The 16,875-nt window shown below is 74.3% G+C and carries 15 protein-coding genes; 12 read left to right on the top strand and 3 right to left on the bottom strand.

Annotated features, from left to right (window positions below; genetic code table 11):
- The first annotated feature begins 5 nt into the window (after window positions 1-5).
- The 3 genes from ACGFSC_RS17275 to ACGFSC_RS17265 are packed head-to-tail and all read left to right on the top strand — an operon-like array spanning window position 6 to window position 2,419.
- Window positions 6-869 carry a TauD/TfdA family dioxygenase gene (locus ACGFSC_RS17275; RefSeq protein ID WP_359898520.1) on the top strand — a complete coding sequence of 288 codons (864 nt, stop codon included), beginning with the start codon at window positions 6-8 and terminating at the stop codon, window positions 867-869.
- A complete protein-coding gene (locus ACGFSC_RS17270; RefSeq protein ID WP_359898521.1) occupies window positions 866-1,651 on the top strand; it encodes an SDR family oxidoreductase in 786 nt (261 codons plus the stop codon). Before ACGFSC_RS17275 ends, ACGFSC_RS17270 begins: the two co-directional genes overlap by 4 nt.
- Before the next feature lie 3 nt (window positions 1,652-1,654).
- Entirely contained in the window at window positions 1,655-2,419 is a 765-nt protein-coding gene (locus tag ACGFSC_RS17265) for a methyltransferase domain-containing protein (RefSeq protein ID WP_359898522.1), read from the top strand.
- Between the two features lie 87 nt (window positions 2,420-2,506).
- Here ACGFSC_RS17265 and ACGFSC_RS17260 read toward each other — a convergent pair whose 3' ends face one another.
- Complete coding sequence (locus tag ACGFSC_RS17260; protein ID WP_359898523.1) at window positions 2,507-3,193, bottom strand: Tat pathway signal sequence domain protein; 687 nt, start codon at window positions 3,191-3,193, stop codon at window positions 2,507-2,509.
- Window positions 3,194-3,464: 271 nt separating this feature from the next.
- On the opposite strand from ACGFSC_RS17260, the gene ACGFSC_RS17255 reads away from it, so the two are divergent.
- Genes ACGFSC_RS17255 through ACGFSC_RS17245 form a run of 3 tightly spaced genes read left to right on the top strand, consistent with a single transcriptional unit; the run spans window position 3,465 to window position 5,789 of the window.
- Window positions 3,465-4,268, top strand: coding sequence for a methyltransferase domain-containing protein (locus ACGFSC_RS17255; RefSeq protein ID WP_359898524.1), 804 nt, complete (start codon window positions 3,465-3,467; stop codon window positions 4,266-4,268).
- Window positions 4,265-4,909, top strand: coding sequence for an AAA family ATPase (locus ACGFSC_RS17250; protein WP_359898525.1), 645 nt, complete (start codon window positions 4,265-4,267; stop codon window positions 4,907-4,909). The genes ACGFSC_RS17255 and ACGFSC_RS17250 overlap by 4 nt, the downstream gene beginning before the upstream one ends.
- 10 nt (window positions 4,910-4,919) lie before the next feature.
- Window positions 4,920-5,789: an NAD-dependent protein deacetylase gene (locus ACGFSC_RS17245; RefSeq protein ID WP_359898526.1), complete on the top strand. Its 870-nt coding sequence runs from the start codon at window positions 4,920-4,922 to the stop codon at window positions 5,787-5,789.
- Between the two features lie 77 nt (window positions 5,790-5,866).
- Here ACGFSC_RS17245 and ACGFSC_RS17240 read toward each other — a convergent pair whose 3' ends face one another.
- Window positions 5,867-6,523: a hypothetical protein gene (locus ACGFSC_RS17240; RefSeq protein ID WP_359898527.1), complete on the bottom strand. Its 657-nt coding sequence runs from the start codon at window positions 6,521-6,523 to the stop codon at window positions 5,867-5,869.
- A gap of 695 nt (window positions 6,524-7,218) precedes the next feature.
- Here ACGFSC_RS17240 and ACGFSC_RS17235 point away from each other — a divergent pair.
- From ACGFSC_RS17235 to ACGFSC_RS17225, 3 genes are all read left to right on the top strand, one after another.
- Entirely contained in the window at window positions 7,219-8,496 is a 1,278-nt protein-coding gene (locus ACGFSC_RS17235) for an MFS transporter (protein ID WP_359898528.1), read from the top strand.
- A gap of 84 nt (window positions 8,497-8,580) precedes the next feature.
- Entirely contained in the window at window positions 8,581-9,033 is a 453-nt protein-coding gene (locus ACGFSC_RS17230) for a very short patch repair endonuclease (RefSeq protein ID WP_359898529.1), read from the top strand.
- Window positions 9,034-9,066: 33 nt separating this feature from the next.
- Window positions 9,067-9,501, top strand: coding sequence for a glutaredoxin domain-containing protein (locus ACGFSC_RS17225; RefSeq protein WP_359898530.1), 435 nt, complete (start codon window positions 9,067-9,069; stop codon window positions 9,499-9,501).
- A gap of 79 nt (window positions 9,502-9,580) precedes the next feature.
- Here the strand turns inward: ACGFSC_RS17225 and ACGFSC_RS17220 are convergent, their stop codons facing one another.
- Window positions 9,581-12,622, bottom strand: a complete 3,042-nt coding sequence (locus ACGFSC_RS17220; protein ID WP_392863574.1) for an AAA family ATPase — start codon at window positions 12,620-12,622, stop codon at window positions 9,581-9,583.
- A 230-nt stretch (window positions 12,623-12,852) separates the two neighbouring features.
- Here ACGFSC_RS17220 and ACGFSC_RS17215 point away from each other — a divergent pair, with 230 nt between their 5' ends.
- From ACGFSC_RS17215 to ccrA, 3 genes are all read left to right on the top strand, one after another.
- Window positions 12,853-14,016, top strand: coding sequence for a transposase domain-containing protein (locus ACGFSC_RS17215; protein WP_359898532.1), 1,164 nt, complete (start codon window positions 12,853-12,855; stop codon window positions 14,014-14,016).
- A 700-nt stretch (window positions 14,017-14,716) separates the two neighbouring features.
- Complete coding sequence (locus ACGFSC_RS17210) at window positions 14,717-15,454, top strand: alpha/beta fold hydrolase (protein WP_359898533.1); 738 nt, start codon at window positions 14,717-14,719, stop codon at window positions 15,452-15,454.
- Window positions 15,455-15,618: 164 nt separating this feature from the next.
- On the top strand, window positions 15,619-16,872 hold the full coding sequence (ccrA, locus tag ACGFSC_RS17205) for a crotonyl-CoA carboxylase/reductase (RefSeq protein ID WP_359898534.1): 1,254 nt from the start codon (window positions 15,619-15,621) through the stop codon (window positions 16,870-16,872).
- The last annotated feature ends 3 nt before the right edge of the window (window positions 16,873-16,875 follow it).

Genomic DNA, 16,875 nt, shown 5'->3' with positions numbered 1-16,875 from the left:
AGGACATGGATGCGGTGACCGAAATCGGCTGGAGCAGCCTGGAGTTGGACGCCCGGCGGGAGCTCTGGTCGCTCCCGCTGGGGGAGCAGGAGCGGCGGCTGCTCTGGGCCGACGCGCGGGCCGGGCGGTGGGACGCGGCCGGGGAGGTGCGGGCCCGGCTGCGGGAGTTCGTCCGGAACGCCGCCGACTCGGTCGGCATCACCCATGTGAGCGGTCTGGTGGATCCGGCCCTCCCGGAGCAGGAGATCACCGAGGTGCTCTCCTTCCTGCTGCGGGACTTCGGCCGGATCGTCCCGCAGAACGGGCGCGGCGACCTCACCTCGGTGCTGCACGACCAGGACGGTGACGGCAACACCGAACTCGGCTTCCACTGCGACACCTGCGACCTGCTGGTCCTGCTCTGCCTGCGGCCCGCCTTCGACGGCGGCGGGCTGACCAAGCTGGCGAGCGCCCGGCACGTGCACGACCTGATCCAGCGGGAGCGGCCCGACGCGCTGGCCACGCTCCGCGAGGAGTGGACCTTCGAGCGCAGCGGCCGGGCCGGCCCGCAGGTGGTGGTCACCCCCATCCTGTACGACCGCAAGGACGGGACGGTCGGCTGCTACTACCAGACCCGCACCGTCCGTTCCTCGCCCGACCGCGGCGGGCCGGAACTGACGGACCATCAGTGGGAGGCGCTCGGCGTGCTGGACGAGGTGCTCTACCGGCCGGAGATCGCCTTCGGGCTGCCGATGGCCGCCGGGGACCTGCTGATCATCCGCAACAGCCGGGTGCTGCACGGGCGTTCGCCGTTCGTCGACGAGCCCGGGCCGTACTCCCGGCGGATGCTGCGGGTCTGGGTGAACGAGGGGGAGGAGTGGGCGCCGTGACCACCGGAGGAGAGCCCGGTGCGGTGACCGCACCGCACGGACGGGTGGCGATCGTCACCGGCGGGGGCAGCGGGCTGGGCCGGGCCTCGGCGCTGGCCCTGCTGGCGGCCGGCTGGACCGTGGTCGTCGCCGGGCGCCGCAAGGACGCGCTGGAGGGGACCGCGGCCCTGGCCGGCCCGGCCGCCGACCGGGTGCTGCCCGTCCCGACCGACATCCGCAGCCCGGAGGAGGTCGCCCGGCTCTTCGACACCGTCCTCGACCGGTACGGCCGGCTGGACCTGCTGTTCAACAACGCGGGCGCCGCCGCCCCGCGCCGGCCGATCGCCGAGACCCCGTTCGAGGACTGGAACCGGGTGCTGGACACCATCGTCACCGGCGGATTCCTCTGCGCCCGCGAGGCCTTCCGGGTGATGAGCACCCAGTCCCCGCAGGGCGGACGGATCATCAACAACGGCGCGCCCTCGGCCTACGTGCCGCGCCCCAACTCGATCGCGTACACCGCCGCCAAGCACGCCGTCCTCGGCCTCACCAAGGTGCTCGCCCTGGACGGCCGGCCGTACGGCATCTCCTGCGGGCAGATCGACGTCGGCAACGTCACCCCGGTGGACGGCGGCCCGCAGCCGGCCGCGATGCAGGCCGACCGGACCATGGCCGTCGAGGCGACCATCCCGGTGGACCGCTTCACCGAGGCGCTGGTGCTGATGGCCTCGCAGCCGCCGGACACCACCATCCAGTCCCTGGTGGTGCTGCCGACCACCATGCCGTTCGTCGGACGGGGTTGAGCCGTGCTGGTCAGTGCACGCTCCTTCGCGGAGTACCGGGCGATGTTCGCGCTGGGGGAGCGGGACCTGGAGCAGCGCATCCTGGACTGCCCGGCCGGCGCGGCGAGCTTCGTCGCCGAGGCCGGGCGGCGCGGTGTCGACGCCGTCGCCGTCGACCTCCAGTACGCCGAGCACCGCGAGGAACTGGGTCTGCTGGTGGAGCGGGAGACCGCGTTCAAACGCGAGCTGCTGGTGAAGGAGACCGAGGGCTGGGACCGGTCCTGGTACGCCGACGCGGACGACATGATCCGCCAGTGGACCGCCAACGCCCGTACCTTCCGCGCCGACATCGCCGCCCGACCCGAGCGCTACGTGGCCGGCTCGCTGCCCCAACTCCCCTTCGCCGACGACTCCTTCGACCTGGTGCTCAGCTCGCACCTGCTGTTCTCCTACGGCAACCGGCTGGACGAGGACTTCCACCGGGCGGCCCTGCTGGAACTCGCCCGGGTGGCGCGCCGGGAGGTCCGGATCTTCCCGCTCGTGGTGTACGACACGGGAGTCCGCTACCAGGGGCTGGACCGGCTGCGCGGGGAACTGGCCGAACTCGGCGTCCCGAGCCGGGTGGAGCAGGTGTCCTACGAGTACCGGCCCGGGGGGAACGAGCTGCTGGTGCTCTCCACCGCCGCCCACCGGCCGTCGGCCCGGACCGCACCGGGTGCGGCGGGTGCACCGGGCGTGGCGGAGGCCGTGGACCCGGTGCGGTGGCGGCACCGGGAGCCGGGGACCTGAGCGGCCGGCCGGTCGCGGGCCGGACGACGGGAACCGGGGTGGGCGCGGCGGCTTTGCCGCGCCCGCCCCGGTGGTCCCGCGGGGCGGTCAGTTGACGAAGACCGCCGGGCCGCCCGCCTGGCTGGTGTCGGCCACCGGGCCGTACGTCGCGGAGAAGTAGCCGTCGGCCGGGCAGAGCGTCGAGCCGCCGCTCTTGGCGAAGTGCTCGGTGCGGAACGCCAGGCTGTGCGCGGCGTTGTCGGCGTTGCCGGTGAAGGCGCCGCTCAGCTGGTAGGAACAGGTGATGGTGCCGAACCAGGTGTCCAGGACGGCGGTGGCCTGGATCGTCCCGGCGGACCCGCCGGTGAGGGTGACCGGCAGGCCGGGTGCGTCGGAGACGGTGACGCCGTACGGCAGGTTGCCGACCGTCAGGCTGCGCACCGAGGTGACCCCGGTGACGTTGGCGGTGCACGAGCCGAAGGTCAGCCCGGTCAGCGAGGCGGTCGCGCTGCCCGGCGCCGCCGGGTTGCCCAGCACCGAGGCCGAGAGCTGCGACGTGGCGCAGGTGACGCCGGTGGTGCTGGTCGCGGTCGAGTAGAAGGTGGCCTTGGTGCCGGTGGCGAGCGGCGCGGCGAGCGCGTCGCCCACGGCGACGGCGGCACCGCCCGCGCTCCCGGTGGTGAGCACCGGACCGGCGGCGAGGGGCTGCGGCGACGCGGAGGCGGGGGCGGCGGCCAGTGCGCCGGCCGCGCAGACGGCGGCGGCGGTGACGGCGAGGTGACGGCTGAAGCGCATGGGAAAACCTCTTCCTCGGTGAGGGGCGAGAAGACGTCCTCTCGCGGCTCCCGAGCGGTGGGGACCGGGGAGCGCGCGGCGTTTCCGGTTTCCCTACGGTCCAGCCGTGACCGTGCGCCGTCAAGGCGATGGGACGAACTTGCTGACTTTTCGTCAATAAACCCCAACTCGCCGTCTCCGGAGGCGGCTTGAACGCCGGCTCACCGACCCGGCCCCGCGACCCCGAGGGACCGGAGCACCCGGCGGCCCCGCCGCCTGCGAGAATTCCGGCATGGCTGAGCACGACAGCGACCACGGCTACCTCCTGGACAACCGCCAGTCGGAGGCGGGCATCCGCTTCCGCGCCCTCGCCGAGCTGTTCGACCCGGTGACCTTCCGGCACGTCGACGCCCTCGGGATCGGCCCCGGCATGCGCTGCTGGGAGGTCGGCGCGGGCGGCCCCTCGGTGCCGCTCGGGCTCGCCGAACGCGTAGGCCCGACCGGCACGGTGGTCGCCACCGACATCGACGTCTCCTGGACCGCCCCCGCCGCCGGCGGCGTGATCGAGGTGCTGCGCCACGACGTGGCCGCCGACCCGCCGCCGCCCGGCGGCTTCGACCTGGTGCACGCCCGGCTGGTCCTGGTGCACGTCGCCGACCGCGCCGAGGCCCTGCGCCGGATGGTCCAGGCGCTGCGCCCCGGCGGCCGGCTGCTCCTGGAGGACGCCGACCCGGCCCTCCAGCCGCTGCTCTGCCCGGACGAGTCCGGGCCCGACGAGCGCCTCGCCAACCGGCTGCGGTCGGGCTTCCGCACCCTGATGGCCGGGCGCGGCGCCGACCTCGCGTACGGGCGGACGCTGCCCCGGGCGCTGCGCGAGGCCGGCCTCGTCGACGTCCGGGCCGACGCCTACTTCCCGATCACCTCGCCGGCCTGCGCGGTCCTGGAGGACGCGACGGTCCGGCAGATCCGCGGGCTGCTGGTGCGGGAAGGGCTCGCTACGGACGAGGAGATCGACCGCCACCTGGCCAACGTCGCCGGCGGCCGGCTCGACCTGGCCACCGCCCCGATGATCTCCGCCTGGGCGCGCCGGCCGTGAACCGCCGCCCGGCCGCGGACCGGACTCCGGCCGCGGACCGCCGCCCGGCCGCGGACCGCCGCCCGCGCCTGCTCGTCGTGAGCGGCCCGCCCGGGGCGGGCAAGACGACGCTGGCGCACGCCCTCGCCGACGCGCTCGGCCGGCCGGCGGTCTGCCGGGACGAGATCAAGGAGCGGATGGCCGCCGCCGGGGAGGCGCCGGCCGAGGACCTGGACCGGCGGACGCTGCACGAGTTCTTCCGCACCGCCGAGCGGCACCTGCGCGCGGGAACGGACCTGGTGGCCGAGGCGGCCTACCAGGACCGGCTGTGGCGGCCCGGGCTGACGCCGCTCGCCGACCTCGCCGAACTGCGCATCGTGCGGTGCACCGTGGACCCGGAGGCCGCCCGCGAGCGGATCGCCCGCCGGGCCGCCGGGACGCCCGGCCGTGCCGTCCACGCGGACGGCGAACTGCTGCGCCGCATCGCGCGCGGCGAGCGGCCGATCGAGTCCTGGACACCGATCGAGCTGGACGCCCCCTGCCTGGCCGTGGACACCACCCGGGGCTGGAACCCGCCCCTGGAGCGGATCGCGGCCTTCGCCACCGGCGCCGCCGAGGATCCCTCCGGCCGGGAGGGGAACCGGGGGCCGTCGTCGGTCTAACCTCGACGGTATGGACGCGTTCGAACACCCGGGCGGACGGGCCGCCGTGCCACCGGGGGAGCGGCTGGAAGCCCTGGTAGGGCTGCTGGAGCGGCGTGGCACGGTGGTGCTCAGCGGGGCGGGCCTGTCCACCGAGTCCGGGATCCCCGACTACCGCGGCGCCACCGGCCGCCGCCGCAGCGGCACCCCGATGACGTACCAGGAATTCACCGGCAGCGCCGACGCCCGGCGCCGCTACTGGGCCCGCAGCCACAGCGGCTGGCCCGCGATCGCCGGAGCCCGGCCCAACGCCGGACACCACGCGGTGGAACGGCTGCGCCGGGCCGGGCACGTCGCGGCGGTCATCACCCAGAACGTGGACGGTCTCCACCACGCGGCCGGCACCCGGGAGGCCGTCGAGCTGCACGGCGGACTCCGCCGGGTGGTCTGTCTCGACTGTCGCAGCTCCAGCGCCCGGGCCGAGCTGGACCGGCGGCTGGAGGAGCTCAACCACGGCTTCCGGCCGACCGGGGCGGAGCTGCGGCCCGACGGCGACGCGCGGCTGCCGGAGCCCGTGGTGGACGGCTTCCGGGTCGCCGCCTGCACGGACTGCGGCGGAGTGCTCAAGCCCGACGTGGTCTTCTTCGGCGAGAACGTCCCGCCGCCCCGGGTCGAGCACTGCTTCGAACTGGTCGACGCGGCCAGTTCGCTGGTGGTCCTCGGCTCCTCGCTGGCGGTCCTGTCCGGGCTGCGCTTCGTGCGCCGCGCCGCCCGGTCGCGGCTGCCGGTCGCGATCGTCAACCAGGGGCCGACGCGCGGCGACGAACTCGCCGCGCTCCGGCTCGACCTGCCGCTGGGGCCGGCCATGACGGAGGTCGCCCGGCTGCTCGACGCGGCCTGACGGGCCTGTTCGCGGCCTTGGTGGGCCCGGCCCGGCGCGGCTCGGCGGCCGGGTCGGGCCCACCAGGGCGGGCGCGCTCAGCCGGCCGGCAGAGCGGGCCGGCCCGGCACCCACAGCGGCACCCGGCCGTCGCGCGGCATGGAACGCGCCGCGTCCTGTTCCAGCCACCCGCCGACCCGTTCCGGATCGCCCTCGCACAGCTCCACCAGCGCGGCCGCGGCGATCCGGGTGCAGCACAGCACCAGCGCCAGGGTGTCCTGGCGGCGGTGCCGCTCCCGTACGTACGCCTCGCCGCGCTCCTCGATCCGGCGGGCGTGGCACGGCCCGTCCTCGGCGGTCAGCGCCTGCACGCCGTGCCACACCAGGGTCAGCGCACAGGGCTCGGCCGGGTGCGAGGCGCCCTCGCGCTGCGCCTGTTCACGAGCCTCCGCCGAGCGCTGCCCCAGCCATTCCAGCGCCGCCGGCCCGTCCTCCCGGCAGGAGCGCAGCACCAGCTCCGCGGCCCGGGCCACCAGGGCCCGCAGGAGCGCCGGCGCGGGCACCCGCAGTCCGGACGCGGGTCCGTCGCCGAACGCCAGCCAGGCATCGGCGAACGAGGCCGCCCGCAGTCCGCCCATCCAGGCCGGTTCCCCGGCCTCCGTACTCAGCCAGTCCTGTGCCCCCAGCCGCACCAGCCCCACGGCCGTCAGGCGCGCCGCGTCCCCGTCCAGCTCCCGCAGCCATCCACTCCGCACCAGTACACACCCCCGTCAGCGGTTCATCCCCGTGAGGCCTCATCCCACCACACCAGGACGGGAACGAACTAGACAGGGGCACGTCACAATCTGGAAGCGAGTCCTCCGGGTAGTCCTCCGGCGGAGCCGGCCGGGAGCCGGCCGGGGCGGGGCCGGGGCGACCGGCCGGGGCGCCGTGGTGCGGCCGTGGCGCGTTTGGCCCCCCGGGGTGTGGGCGTCGGCTGAGTTGGGCAGGGGCACGTCAGGACCCGGGCGGCTGTGCGGACGCCCGGTGCGTCGGGGCGGGCCGGTTGCGGCCTGCCATCACTGTGGTGCGAGCCCGTCGATCAGGGCGAGGGCGTCCTCGACCGATCCCGCCGGCTCGATCACCGGACAGAGGACCCCGCGGACAGTGCGGGTGGCGTCCAGTACGAGGGTGAGCCGCCTTGAGCCGGTCGACGCCCGCCGCCCGGAAGGTGGGCAGGCGCGGCGCGGCGGTCACCGTCCAGGTGGCGCCGGGTGCCACGGGGTCGGTCGACTCGCCTGTGGCGGCGGGGAGTTCCGGCTCGGGCAGCCGGTGGTCGGTCGGGCCGTGCACGCGGCGGGCCGCTTCTCCAGCACCCCGGCGACCGGCGCCTTGAGGCGGTCGGTGAGGACGCGGCGGCTGACGCCCGGTCCGGTGCAGTGGACAGGTTGCGACAGAAGGGGTGGGCCCGATGGTGGATGTGACGACGCGGACAGCGGTCGCGGCGGACCGGGGAGCGGAGCACGAGGCGCGACGCCGGACTTCGGCAGGAGTGTTCTGGCGCTACTGGACGGGATCGCTGGTCAGCCGGCTCGGGGACCAGGTGACCAGTGTCGCCCTGCCGTTGATCGCCGTGCTCACCCTGCACGCGACGGCCTGGCAGGTCGGCCTGATCACCGGCGCCGGGTACCTGGCGTGGCTGCTGGTCGGACTGCCGGCCGGCGTCCTGGTCCACCGGCTCCCGCTGCGCGGTACCCAGGTGGTGACGGACCTGGTGCGCGGGCTGGCCGTGGCCTCGGTTCCGGTGGCGGCCGCGCTGGGCGGCCTCGGCCTGCCGCACCTGGTGGCGGTCGCGCTGCTGGTCGGGCTGGCGAGCGTGGTCTTCGACGTCGGCAACTCCACCTTCCTGCCCTCCATCGTCCCCAGGGAGGAGCTGACCGCCCGCAACAGCCTGCTCTCCGGCAGCAGCGCCGCGACCGAGCTGGCCGGCCCCTCGCTCGGCGGGGTGCTGGTCCAACTCGTCGGCGGCGCGGCCGCGATGGTGCTGGACGCGGTCAGCTACCTGGTCTCGGCGGCCCTGCTGCGCAGCCTGCCGCGCGCGGAACGGTCCGCCGTCGCCCGCCCGGCCGGCGCGGGGATGCGGGAACAGATCCGCGAGGGCTGGCACTTCGTCACCCGGCACCCGGTGATCGGGCCGTGCGCCGCCGACGCCACCGCGGTCAACTTCGTCGCCGGCGGGCTGATGACACTCACCCCGGTGTTCCTGGTCGACACCCTCGGCGCGCCGGCCGCCGCCGTCGGCGCCCTGATGGCCACCGGCGGCCTGGGCAGCCTGATCGGCGCCGCCCTCACGCCCCGGGTGGTCTCCCGGATCGGCAGCGGCGGCGCCCTGCGGAGGTCGGCGCTGATCGCCGCGCTCTTCACCTTCCTGCTCCCGGCGGCCGGCTCCGGCTGGGCGGCGCTGGTGTTCGCCGTCGGCAACGCGGGCTTCTCGGCGGGAGTGGTGGTCACCAGCATCGTCACCCGCACCCACCGGCAGACCCACACCCCGCCGGAGCTGCTGCCCAGGGTGATGGCCACCGTCCGGTTCGTCTCCTGGGGCGCCATCCCGGTCGGCGCGGTGCTGGCCGGGGCCGCCTCCACGGCCTGGGGCCCGCGCACGGCGCTGCTCCTGCTGGCGGTGTGCAGCCTGGCCGGCCCGGCGATCCTGCTGGCCGGTTCGATCCGCCGGGTGCGCGACCTCGCCTGAGCGGGGAAGCCGAGGGACGGCGGCGGGCGACCGGCCTCTCCCTGGCCGCGTACGACTGTCGGACGGGTGGACGAGAATGGCAGCATGTCGCCGGTACCGTCCACACCCGCCGTCTCCGCCCGCATGAGCCGACAGGCATTGCGGGACACCGCCCAGGAGCTGGCCGTCCGCCGTCTGCTCCATGCCGGCGGGTACCGCTACCGTGTCCAGCGGCCGGTGCCGGGCATGCCTCGCCGTACGGTGGACATCCTCTTCCCGGGGCCGAAGGTGGCGGTCTTCCTCGACGGCTGTTTCTGGCACGGGTGCCCGCAGCACGCCACGCACCCCAGGAGCAACGCCGAATGGTGGCGGACCAAGCTGGGCCGCAACATCGAGCGCGACACCGAGACGACGGAGCACCTGCGGGACGAGGGCTGGACGGTGCTCCGCTTCTGGGAGCACGAGAAGCCCGAGGAGGTCGCGCTGCGGGTCGCCGAGACGGTGGACCACGAACGGAAGCGCCCCGCCCGGGCCGCCCCGTCCAGGCGGGGGGTCTGACGGGTCGTAAGCGGCCGGATAACCTGGGGCGCCATGATGCGTGTGTGGATGTTGCCGCTGCTGCTGGTGCTCGGCGGTGCGGCCGTCGCGAGCGGCCCGGCCCTCGAAGGGAACGGCGGGGTGGCCGCCCTGTTCCTGGTGCCGTTCGTCGGGCTCGCGGCCGTGAACTCGCCGCTGGTCTTCCCGAAGTCGCTCGGCGCGGCCGAGGCGCAGCGCCGCAGCGCGGCCGACGGCCGGCCGGTGGTGTACTGGCGGCCGGGCTGCAAGTACTGCCTGCGGCTGCGCTTTCGGCTCGGCCGGTCGGCCCGGCGGCTGCACTGGGTCGACATCTGGAGCGACCCGGAGGCGGCAGCGGTCGTACGGGCGGCCAACGACGGCAACGAGACCGTGCCGACCGTCGTCGTGGACGGCCGGCCGCACACCAACCCGGACCCCGCGTGGGTGCGCGGCCGGCTGTCCGCCACCTGAGCGGCGGGCGCGCCGCCGCACCCCGTCGACGCGGAGGGCGGTGCCACCGATCCGCTCGGTGGCACCGCCCTGGTCGGTGTCAGCCGACGGCGACTCCGTCGGCGCCCAGGCCGGCCGTGTTGCCGACGGCCTTCAGCGCATCCGCGGAGGAGGCGGCGCGGCACGCCATCTCCACGGCGTGGAAGCCGACTTCGGGTCCGACCCGGTCGGCGGGGCCGCCGGGTGCGTCGCGGAAGACGGCGACCTCGCCCGGGAGCAGCTCCGAGCGGAGCAGGCTCGCCAGGCCGGCCCGGCCGCTCAGGCTCAGCTTGCGGTAGATGCGCGTCAGGTGCTGTTCCACCGTGCTGACGGTGATCCAGAGCTTGTCGCTGATCTCCCGGTTGCTGTCGCCCTCGGCCGCCAGTTTCGCCACCCGGAGCTCGGCCCGGCTGAGGCCGGTGAGCAGCGAGCCCACCGCCCCACCCGGGGTGGTCGCCGGGGGCGGTCCCAGCGGGAGCGCCGGCTCGTCGTCCTCGCGCGGGCCGTCCTCGGCCGGGCGGCGGTCGCCGCAGTCCCCGAGCCCGGTGTCGGTGAGCGGGTCCGCGCGCGGTTCCTCGTCGGGCCCGAACCCGTCGCCGACGGACCGCCCGTGTTCCACGGCCGGGGCGAATCCGGCCCGGATCCGCTGGGTCCCCGCCTCCGTCCGGGCCGGTTCGAGCCGGTCGCCGGGCGTCCGCAGGCGGTCGACGGCCTCCTGCAGCAGGGCGGGCTTCTCCCGGCCCCCGTCGTGGTCGGCCAGGATCCGGAGCAGGGCGCCGCGGGTGCGGTCGTCCAGGGACGGTTCCCGCAGCTGACTTGCCGCCAGGTCCCGGGCGGCGACCGGGTCACCGGCCTGGAAGGTGGCCTCGACCAGGCTGGCGGTCAGCGGGATCAGGGCGGGGATGTCCAGTTGCCAGACCCTGAGCCGACGGGCGCAGGTCCGGAGGTCGTCGAGCGCCTCCGTGGTCCGCCCGGCCGCCAGGGCGAGCCGGCCGCGGGCGTGCAGGTAGCGGATGCCCATCACGGTCTCGAACATGGCGCTCGGGACCTCCCGGCCGGCCTCCTTGGCGGCGTCGTCCGTCCGGCCCAGCGCGAGGTGGGCCTGGATGAGCACCGACAGCGGGTAGCCGATCGACACCCCCCAGTTCTCCTCGCCCGCCAACGACAGGGCGTCCGAGGCGAGTTCGGCGGCGGTCTCGGGGTCCCCGTCGCGCAGGCACACGTCGGCCCGGGCCGCCTTGAGCTGGGCCAGCCAGGTGGTCGCACCCCGACGGGTGGCGTGGCCGATCAGCTCGTCGCACCAGAGCAGGGCCCGGCCGGGCTGGTCCCCTTCGGCGAGGGCGAGGATCGCCGTGGTGATCGCTTCCAGCGGCATCCCGTCCACCCGGCAGGAGGACAGGACGCGTTCGGCGAGCGAGGCGCTCTCCGCGTCGCCGCCCCGGGCCCAGACCCGGGAGAAGACCCCGATCGCCTCCGCGGCCGCGGGCAGGCAGGCGCCCCCGCTCCCGGTGCCGCAGAGCTCGTCGAGGTTCCAGGACCGGGTGAAGGACGGGCCGAAGAACCAGTGGAAGACGTGCAGGAGTTCGACGCCGTCCTCGTGCCCGAGGGTGAGGTGCGAGCGCTTCGCCTCCGCGAGGACGGTGGAGACGGTGGTGAGGTCTCCCCGCCACAGCAGCGCCCGGATCAGCGCGACGACGTCCTTGCCGGTGAGCTTGCCCTCCACCAGGGCCTCGCGCAGCGCGCTGGTGTGCGGGGCGACCGCGCTGGGGTTGGTCTGCCAGGTGGAGTGGACGTAGGTGCGCAGGGTGGCCAGGTGCTGGTCGTCGTTGGCCGCGGCCAGCGCCAGGTTGAGGTAGAGGTGTGCGGTCGAGGTCTTCCCCTCGGCCAGCTCCTGCTCCGCGGCGTCGGTGAGGATCGGTACGGTCCAGTCGCCGTCGGCCTCGCCCGCGGCGACGATCTGGGCGGCGATGACCGTGGTGGCCATGCCCAGGTCGCGCCGGAGCTTCGTCGCCCGGGTGTACAGCGTGGTCTGCTCGGTGCGCGAGAGCGAGGCGAGCACGGCGGCCGCGACGTTCGGGTGACGGAACTCGTCGCCGGCGGTCAGGCCGGCGTTGGTGAGGATCTCCAACGCGTGCCCGACGCACCGCTGGTCGAGGTCGAGCAGCCGGCCGAGCAGCGCCGGGGAGGCGTGCTCGCGCAGGACGGCCATGCCGCTGGCGACCGCGAGGATCTGCGGTTCCCAGCGGTAGAGGCAGGCCAGGACGGCCATTTCGAAGGACCGGCCGACGCGCGGCAGGTCGTCGGGCCGGGACCGGTCGTGGGTGGCGTCGAGGTGGTTGTCCTCGATCAGGGCGTGGACCAGGATCGGGTTGCCCCCGCTCAGCCGGTGGACGGCCGGGGCGAGTCGCGGCGCGATCGAGTGGTCCGGGGTCCGTTCCAGGATGGTGCGGACGGTGTCCTCGGACATCGGCTTGAGCTGGACCCTGCTGTGCGGCGCGCGGGTCACCTCGGCGCGGAACAGCGGCAGTGTGGGCTGCGGCCGGTCCCACTCGTTGAGCACCATGAGCATGCGCTGGGGGCGCATGCGGCGCTGGAGGTAGAGCAGCGCCTGGAGCGAGGCGGTGTCCGCGAAGTGCACGTCGTCGATGCCGACCACCACGGACCGGCCCTCGCAGGCGCCCAGGAGGACGTTGCAGAGCCGACGGATGGTCTCGTTCTCGACGGCCTGCGGCCGTTCGAAACGGTGGTCGGGTTCCAGGTGGTCGCCGAACGCCTCCGCGACCAGGGCGGATATTTCCGCGGCGAGTTCGTTCGGCAGTTCGGCGCAGCGCAGCAGCTGCTCGATGACCCCCATGGGGAGATCCCGTTCCGCCCGCGAACCGGTCGCCTGGAGGACCAGTGCTCCTTCTTTTGCCGCCAGCGCCGAGAAATCGTGCAGAAGTTGGGTCTTACCACTTCCCAGGGTTCCGCTGACGAGGACCACCCGACCGTTCCCGCAGGACAGTCCCTCGAACAGGTCCAGTAAATACTCCAACGCTTCATGCTGTTCGGCTCGAATCAGCAAGAATGCCTCCGAGTTGTTGTGTAAAAGCCTTGCATCCACCGCAACGGAAAGGCTGACTCCCCCGTTTTGCCTTGAGCCTCCATGACGTTGCGTGATCACTCAGATGCACGGTGTACACAGCGCGAGGGGAACGCCGGCGGGACCGAGTGCCCGGGTTTGCATCTACTTTCACCCTAGGCGAACTTCAACGGCGAACGCTAGGGACTCCGTTCAGCGCAACACCGGTGACTTAAGCATCGTGCGTGTAGCGTGGTTTCAGGAGGTGTCGGATGTCGCGACCAGGGCAGTTCGGCCCGGAACCGGGCGGGGGACTGCCCGACCGCATCGCGGTCGGGCTGCTGACCGGGTCGTTCCCGCCGGAGCTGGTGGAGCGGGTGGTGGCCCGGTGCGGGCGGGAGGGGCAGCGGAACCGCCTGCTGACGCCGAAGGTGACGGTCTACCTGGTCCTGGCGATGTGTCTGTTCCCGGGCCACGGCTACCAGGAGGTCGCCCGCAAGCTCGTCCGGGGACTGGCCTGGGCGGGGCGCTGCACGGCGCCGGGGCAGGTGCCCAGTACGGCGGCGATCTCGCGGGCCCGGGTGAAGCTGGGGGCGGAGCCGTTCAGGGAGTTGTTCGCCGAGGTCGTCCGGTCGGCGGCGGTCGAGGAGGCCGGGCGGGCCGGGCAGGTCGGGCGGGCCGGGCAGGTCGGGCAGGTGGGGGGTGTCCGGTACCGGGGGCGGCGCCTGGTCGCCGTCGAGGGCGCGGCGATCGAGGTGCCGGACAGTGCCGAGAACGTGGCGTACTTCGGACCGCCGGAGCCCGGGGGCGGGTACCCGCGGGTGCGGCTGGCGGCCCTGGTCGAGTGCGGCACCGGCGCGGTCGCCGCGGCGGCCACCGGCCCGTCGGCGGCCGCCGTGCCGAACCTGGCCCGGGGCCTCTTCGACCGCCTCGGCGGCGGGGACCTGCTGCTCGCCGACCAGGGCGGGTTCGACGCTCCGGCGGTGTGGCGGGACGCCTCGGCCGGCGGGGCGGACCTGCTGTGGCGGGTCGGTCCGGACGCGGTGCTGCCGGTGCGTCAGCTGCTGGGCGACGGCTCGTTCCTGTCCGGGTTCGCCGCCGACGGGGGCGGTCGCGGCGGTGGCGGGGCGGGCCGGTCGACGGGGTCGGCGGGGGCGCCGGTGGTGCGGGTGGTCGAGGACCCCTCGGCGGGGGAGCCGGGCCGGCTGCTCACCACGATCCTCGACCCGGGGCGGGCCCCCGCCGCGGAGCTGGCCGCGCTGCACGGCGCGTGGAGGTCGGGGGCGAGGGCCCTGCGGGACCTGGCGGCCGATCAGCTGGAGGCCGTGCGGGTGCTGCGCTCGCGCTCGCCCGAGGGGGTCGAGCAGGAGGTCTGGGGGCACCTGCTGGTCCATCACGCCCTGCGCCGGCTGCGGGTCTCCGGCCCGGATCGTTAAGTCACCGGTGCGGTGAAACTGAATCAGCCGTTCCACTTCTCCGTGATGGCCGAAACGTGACGGCGCATTCCGGATCGGTGCGCATATCCGATGGGACGGAGGGCCCGGGGGCTTTTCGGTGGTGCCGGAACGGATCGGAGGCGTTCGTTCCGCACACGTTCTGCCTGCCAGGCCCGCAGGTCCCGCCGCCGGCCGCGGGGATTCCCCGGCCGGGCGCCGGCGGCGGTTCCACCGGTGGAATCAGCGCGTCCGGTTCGATCGGTTCCGCCGGCCGGCACCCCTAAAGTTGGCCGGGCACCGCCCCCTAACCTCCCCCCCGGTCCGACGGGGCGCCCTTGCCCCGACGGCGCCGCCGACATAGGGCGTGCCCCGGCGCGACCCGACCGCCCGCGCGGCCGCCGCGCTCCAGCGGCCCGGGAAGGTGCCGGGCGCCGGCGGGCATCCCCTACCAGGGCGGCCGCAGGACCACGCGCGCGTGCGCCCGCGCCGTGCGGCTAGGGGTTGTCGGGCCGGGCCGGGCCGGTCACGGTAGGAGCCGTTGAGGTCCCGACAGGACAGCGGGCGACCGGAGCCGGCCACGAACCCTCGTGCGCTCCCGCCCGCGGATCAAGGTGAGACGCGCGGTCCCGCAGGTCCGCGGGCGGTGCCTCACCGGTGTCGCGGTCCCACCACGCCGACCGCCGGAGGGATTCCAGTCACCATGGCAGCTATCGACGATCTGTGGGTGCGCCGCTACCACCCCGCGCCCGAGGCCCGGCACCGGCTGATCTGCCTGCCGTACGCGGGCGGGTCCGCGAGCTACTTCTTCCCGGTGTCCCGCGCGCTGTCGCCGCAGGTCGACGTCCTCGCGGTGCAGTACCCCGGCCGTCAGGACCGGCGCCAGGAGCCCTGCGTGGAATCCGTGCAGGAACTGGCCGACCTGCTGGTCGACGTCGTCAAGCCGTGGGCCGACCGCCCGCTGTCGCTGTTCGGCCACAGCATGGGCGCCTCCGTGGCGTTCGAGCTGGCGCTGCGGCTGGAGGACCTCGGCATCGTGCCGCACACGGTGTGGGCCTCCGGGCGGCGCGCCCCCGGCGCCCACCGCGACGAGCGGTTCCACCAGCTCGACGACCAGGGCCTGCTCACCGAGATCAAGCGGCTGGACGGGACCGACAACAACCTCCTCGACGACGAGGAGATGGTGCGGATGGTCCTCCCGGTGCTGCGCAGCGACTACCGCGCCGCCGAGACCTACCGCCCCACCCCCGGTGCCGCGCTCACCGCGCCGGTCCTCGCCCTGGTCGGCGACGACGACCCGAAGGTCACCGTGGACGAGGCCCGGAAGTGGGCCGAGCACACCTCGGGCCCGTTCGAGCTCGAAGTCTTCCGCGGCGGCCACTTCTACCTCAACGCCCACGCCAACACCGTCGTCGACCGGATCCGCACCAGGCTCGGCTGACCGCTCCGCCGTTCCTCCGCGTCATCCGTCCACGCGAAGTTCCGCCGCGTCATTCATCCACGCGAATCGACCGTGTTGAAGGGCAGCCGGTTTCGAACCGGTTCTAGAGCTGCTCTGCGAGCCGGTCCTCGGAAATCCCGGAAAACTGCCCAGAGGAGTCGTTCGTGTCCAAGTCGCTCTACGAACTCGGTGAGATTCCGCCGCTCGGCCTCGTGCCCGAGCAGATGTACGCGACCGTCATCCGGCAGGACCGCTTCGGCGAGCCCCTCAAGGCGATGCAGACCGAGGTCGTCGACGTGCCGGAGCCCGGTTACGGCGAAGTGCTGGTGTACGTCATGGCCGCCGGAATCAACTACAACAACGTCTGGGCGTCGCTCGGCGAACCCATCGACGTCATCGCGATGAGACAGCGGCTGCTCGGCGAGAAGGAGGATTTCCACATCGGCGGCAGCGACGGTTCCGGAGTCGTCTGGGCCGTCGGCGAGGGCGTCAAGCAGTTCAAGGTCGGCGACGAGGTCATCCTTTCCGGAGCGACCTGGGACGAGACGGCGGAGGACGTCCGCACGGGCGTCGACCCGATCGCCTCGAAGTCGCTGCGGGCCTGGGGCTACGAGACGAACTACGGCTCCTTCGCCCAGTACACCGTGGTGCGCGAGCACCAGCTCCACCGCAAGCCGGCCAACCTGTCCTGGGAGGACGCCGGCGGCTACCTGGTCACCGGCGCCACCGCCTACCGGCAGCTGACCGGCTGGGCCCCGCACGACGTCCGCCCGGGCGACCCGGTGCTGATCTGGGGCGGCTCCGGCGGCGTCGGCTCGGCGGCCATCCAGATCGTGAAGCTGCTCGGCGGCATCCCGATCGCCGTGGTCTCCAACCCGGACCGGGTCCAGTTCTGCCTGGACCTCGGCGCCGCGGGCGTGATCGACCGCCGGGAGTTCACCCACTGGGGTCGGCTGCCGGACCTCGACGACGAGGCGGCCGGCCGGGCCTGGACGGCGGAGGCCCGCCGGTTCGGCGCGAAGATCTGGGAGATCCTCGGGGAGCGCCGCAACCCGAAGATCGTCGTCGAGCACCCCGGCGAGGACACCCTGCCGACCTCGCTGTTCGTCTGCGAGAACGGCGGCATGGTCGTGCTCTGCGGCGGCACCAGCGGCTACAACGGCGACCTCGACCTGCGCTACCTGTGGATGCGCAGCAAGCGCCTCCAGGGCTCGCACGCCTCGAACACCCGGGAGAACCGCGCGGTCATCGGGCTGATGGCGGACGGCCGGCTCGACCCGTGCATCACCTGGTGCGGCACCTTCGACCAGATCGGCGAGGCCCACCAGATGCTCTACGCGAACCAGCAGGGCGTCGGCAACCTGGCCGCCCTGGTGAACGCCGCGGCACCGGGGCAGACCTCGCTGCGGACCGGCTGAACG

The sequence above is a fragment of the Kitasatospora sp. NPDC048715 genome (assembly GCF_043198905.1).
Taxonomy (GTDB): domain Bacteria; phylum Actinomycetota; class Actinomycetes; order Streptomycetales; family Streptomycetaceae; genus Kitasatospora; species Kitasatospora lactacystinica.
The sequence above is the reverse complement of the archived record's forward strand: the minus strand, read 5'-3'. Positions and strand labels throughout refer to the sequence as shown.

Bases quoted from the DNA above. Each gene is read 5' to 3' on its own strand.
- ACGFSC_RS17275 (WP_359898520.1), top strand. From the start codon at position 6: ATGGATGCGGTGACCGAAATCGGCTGGAGCAGCCTGGAGTTGGACGCC.
- ACGFSC_RS17260 (WP_359898523.1), bottom strand. From the start codon at position 3,193: ATGCGCTTCAGCCGTCACCTCGCCGTCACCGCCGCCGCCGTCTGCGCG.
- ACGFSC_RS17255 (WP_359898524.1), top strand. From the start codon at position 3,465: ATGGCTGAGCACGACAGCGACCACGGCTACCTCCTGGACAACCGCCAG.
- ACGFSC_RS17245 (WP_359898526.1), top strand. From the start codon at position 4,920: ATGGACGCGTTCGAACACCCGGGCGGACGGGCCGCCGTGCCACCGGGG.
- ACGFSC_RS17235 (WP_359898528.1), top strand. From the start codon at position 7,219: ATGGTGGATGTGACGACGCGGACAGCGGTCGCGGCGGACCGGGGAGCG.
- ACGFSC_RS17230 (WP_359898529.1), top strand. From the start codon at position 8,581: ATGTCGCCGGTACCGTCCACACCCGCCGTCTCCGCCCGCATGAGCCGA.
- ACGFSC_RS17225 (WP_359898530.1), top strand. From the start codon at position 9,067: ATGATGCGTGTGTGGATGTTGCCGCTGCTGCTGGTGCTCGGCGGTGCG.
- ACGFSC_RS17215 (WP_359898532.1), top strand. From the start codon at position 12,853: ATGTCGCGACCAGGGCAGTTCGGCCCGGAACCGGGCGGGGGACTGCCC.
- ACGFSC_RS17210 (WP_359898533.1), top strand. From the start codon at position 14,717: ATGGCAGCTATCGACGATCTGTGGGTGCGCCGCTACCACCCCGCGCCC.